The sequence below is a fragment of the Luteibacter sp. P4_D7_3 genome, from assembly GCF_056401735.1.
The window spans coordinates 1-3,679 of the sequence record NZ_JBFUIT010000362.1 but is presented as its reverse complement, the minus strand read 5'-3'; the positions used below and the strand labels follow the sequence as shown (position 1 = coordinate 3,679).

Annotated in this window: 5 protein-coding genes; 2 read left to right on the top strand and 3 right to left on the bottom strand. The window is 66.0% G+C overall.

Going from position 1 to position 3,679, the window contains the following annotated elements; all coding sequences use genetic code 11:
• On the bottom strand, positions 1-379 hold a 379-nt coding region (locus AC1DSN_RS19860; protein WP_477332410.1), incomplete at its 3' end, for a type III pantothenate kinase.
• A complete protein-coding gene (locus AC1DSN_RS19855; protein ID WP_477296493.1) occupies positions 376-1,356 on the bottom strand; it encodes a biotin--[acetyl-CoA-carboxylase] ligase in 981 nt (326 codons plus the stop codon). The genes AC1DSN_RS19855 and AC1DSN_RS19860, both read right to left, overlap by 4 nt.
• Before the next feature lie 202 nt (positions 1,357-1,558).
• Between AC1DSN_RS19855 and AC1DSN_RS19850 the strand changes: the two genes are divergently transcribed.
• On the top strand, positions 1,559-1,897 hold the full coding sequence (locus AC1DSN_RS19850) for a hypothetical protein (protein ID WP_063572488.1): 339 nt from the start codon (positions 1,559-1,561) through the stop codon (positions 1,895-1,897).
• 19 nt (positions 1,898-1,916) lie between these two features.
• A complete protein-coding gene (locus AC1DSN_RS19845) occupies positions 1,917-2,681 on the top strand; it encodes a M90 family metallopeptidase (protein ID WP_063572489.1) in 765 nt (254 codons plus the stop codon).
• A 25-nt stretch (positions 2,682-2,706) separates the two neighbouring features.
• On the opposite strand, the gene AC1DSN_RS19840 is transcribed toward AC1DSN_RS19845, so the two are convergent.
• On the bottom strand, positions 2,707-3,679 hold a 973-nt coding region (locus tag AC1DSN_RS19840), incomplete at its 5' end, for an ATP-binding protein (RefSeq protein WP_477332408.1).

The following is a 3,679-nucleotide window of genomic DNA, read 5'->3' as shown; positions in this document are numbered from 1 at the left end:
ACGCCGTACCGACACTGGCCAGCACGCACGGAGCGCGCCCGGCGGCATGCGCGTCGACCATGGCGAGGAAACGATCGACACCAAGACGGTGCGGCTCGGCATAGGCATTGGTGACACCGCAGGCCCGTGCGGGTGTCCGGACCCACACAGGTTCAAGGCCGAACGCGTTGCCGGCGGCCACGGCAACCGCCGTCTCCCGCGCGGTGTCGACGACGGACGCGCCGACGATGCGCGTCGGTCGGGGCCATGCGGCCCACAGCGTTGCYAGTTCGTGGGCGATGYCCGCGTCCCAGCCGAAGGCACCGCGATGGATGAAACTATCGCCGTCGAGCATGGCGAATTTGAGACGGGTGTTGCCAAGGTCCAGGAGCAGGATCATGCGGCACTCCGTCGGACTGAAATTTCCGCGCTATCGACGATCACCAGCTCGCCAGTGGCGCGACGCACGCGCAAGGCACCGCGCTCATCGACACCCTCGCCCATGGCGTTGTACTCGCCGCGCGGATCGATCACGCGCAACGGCTGTCCCTGCAGAAGATCGTTCGCGCCGTATTCCGTGGCAAATGCCGCGAAACCGTGGCGCTCGAAACTGCGGAGGCCCTCGCTCAGCGAGGCGACCACGGCCGCCGCCACGCGATTGCGCCCCGGCGGCTGACCGCCGCTCAGCGAGGCCAGGTCGGTGATGGGCTGGTCCGCGCGCTCGTGGAGGGAATCCGGCAGACGGATGTTGAGGCCCACACCGATGATCGCCGCACACGGGCCCGAGTATTCACCGGACAACTCCACGAGGATGCCGGCCAGCTTGGCGTTACCGGCCAGGACGTCGTTGGGCCATTTGAGCCCGGCGGTCCGGATGCCCAGCTCGTCCAGCGCGCGGATGAGCATGACGCCCACGGCAAGCGAGAGGCCCGACAGCGATGCAAAGCCCGCATCGAAGCGTTTCAGGACGGACAGATAAAGGTTCATTCCCGGCGGCGAGAGCCACGTGCGCCCTCGCCGGCCACGTCCTGCCGACTGCGTCTCGGCCATGACGAACGAGAGGTCGTCCAGCACGGGAATGCGGCGCGCCAGCTCGCTCGACGTCGAGTCGATATCCCAGTGCACTTCGATCATGCCGACATCGGCCAACGCCGCGGGCGAAAGGCCGCCGCGAATACGCGGCGCGTCGAGCAGTTCGGTCGGCCATGGCAAGCGGTAACCGCCACCGACCTTGGCCTCGACGGGGACGCCTTTCAGGCGCAGCGCCTCGATCTGTTTCCAGACCGCCGCGCGCGTGACGCCAGCCGTCCTGGCAAGAGTGGCGCCGGACACGGCATCGCCTCCAGCAAGGGCTTCGAGAAGATCGCGTGCGAGCATGGGTAGCCGTCGGGCCGTCAGGCGGCCGCTGTCGGGGGTGGGGAAAACCAGGACATTCGGCGATTCTAGGGCAGTAGCGAGAATTTCGCCCGTATTGGACGGCAAAGTCCCTTTGATGGACCTCCAGCACTGGCAGCTCTGTGAAATTTCTGAGAGGATCGGTCGTCCCCCGGCATGTCCGGAGGTTTTTCAGGGTTTACCGATGAACGCCAGACCCTACATCTTCGGATGTCTGTGCCTCGTCGGTGCCACCGGCACCGCCGCCGCTTCCGACATCGACCTGACCGGTAGCCTGCTCTCGCTGGGCGGTGGGGTCTCGTCGTCGTTCGAGAGCAACAGCGCGCGTTCGTCGTCGGGCAGTCGCGACTCCAGTTCGGCCGACGCCATGTCCAATCGCTCGGGCAACGCGCCCCAGCGCAGCAATAATCCCGCGCCCGTGCCCTCCCCTGTCGACCCCGACGAAGGTCCGCACGACGGTGCTGCGCCGATGCGCTCGCCCTCGCCCAGCTGGCAGTCGATGCTCCCCGGCTCGATGCTCTGAGTCCGTCTGGTCGTCACTAATGAGCTTTGTCCAGTCGTTACTAGCGCGGTTTCGCGCGCCGGTACCCCCGATTGACGACACGCTCTGGCGGCAGGCGGTCTCCCGACTCCCCCTCGTCCGCGCACTCGACGAACCCCGCACACACTATCTACGCCAGCTCGCCGCCGGCTTCCTGCATACCAAGCGCTTCCACGCCCTGGGCGACGCGGCGCTGGACGACTTCTGGCGCCTGGTCATCGCCATGCAGGCAAGCCTTCCCGCCCTGCCACAGGGCCCCAAAGCGTTCAAAGGCTGGACCAACGTGCTCGTGTATCCCGGCGAGTTCAACGTGCGCCGCAATCACTACGACGCGCCCACCGGCGTGGTCACCGACCGTGACGACACCCTGATCGGCGAGGCCTGGGAACGCGGGCCCATGGTGTTGTCGCTTGCCGACGTGGCGCTGGACATCGACGCGCCATGGGATGGCTTCAACGTGGTCATCCACGAGATGGCGCACAAACTCGACATGCTTGCCGGACCCGCGAACGGTGTCCCGCCGCTACCGTCGTCGATCAATCGCCGTGAGTGGATCCAGACGATGCAACGTGGCTTCGACACCCTCTCGAAGCAGGTCGGCCGCGGCCGCAAGACAGCGATCGATCCTTACGCCGCCGAAGCGCCGGAAGAGTATTTCGCGGTCACCAGCGAGCTGCATTTCTCGCAGCCGGCTCTCCTTCGCGAAGCCGCACCTGACGTAGCGCGCCTGTTAGCCGCTTTTTACGGACCGTCACCGGCCAGTTGACCCGCCGCAACGGGATCGGCCGTGGTCAACCCGGCGGAAGACGAACACTGAAACGGGCGCCGCCGAGTTCTTCGGAGCGGTCGACGTGCAGCTCGCCCTGGTATGCCTTGACGATGTCCTGCACGATCGACAGGCCGATACCGTGGCCCTGAACGCGCTCGTCGCCGCGCACGCCGCGCTGCAGGATCTTCTCGATCTTGTCGTCCGCGATGCCAGGGCCGTCGTCTTCGACGATCAGCTCGAGACCGCTACGACCCTTCCCCTTGCCGCTACTGCGCGCGGTAAGCAGGACACGATGCGACGCCCATTTAAAGGCGTTCTCGACCAGGTTTCCCATCAGCTCGAGCAAGTCGCCTTGCTCGCCCGGAAAAGCGGCGCCATCGTCGATCTCGAATTCGCACAGGACATTCTTGGCGGCGTAGACCTTCTCCAGGCTTTGCACCAGATCCTCCGCGTGACCCGCGATGGGCTCTTCCGCGGCGATCGTGCGACGCCCTGACGTGGCCGCGCGCGACAGCTGGTATGCGACGATCTCGTCCATTTTTCGCACCTGGTCGAGGATGTCGCCGCGCAGGCTGCGCGCGTCGCCATCGGTTTCCAGTTGCGAGCGCACCACGGCGAGCGGTGTCTTCAGGCTATGCGCGAGATCCGCAAGCGTGTCCCGATAGCGAGACCGCTGTTCGCGCTCGCTGTCGATGAAGGCGTTGAGGCGACGCGTCAGTACGGTGAGCTCGACCGGGTACGGTCCATCGAGGTGGTCCCGCGTGCCACGTTCGATGTGTGCCAGGTCACTCGACACACGACGCAGCGGCAGCAGGCTCCAGCGCAACAGGAACAGCTGCAGCAGCATGAGCATCATGCCGAGCATGGCCAGCCACAGGAACTGCGTACGCCGGTAGGTGGCCACCTGCCGCTCGAACTGATCTTCGGTCTGCGCCACGGCGAATGTCAGCGGCACGCTGCGCTTGTCGGTGGTATCCAGCGATACACCGTAGCTG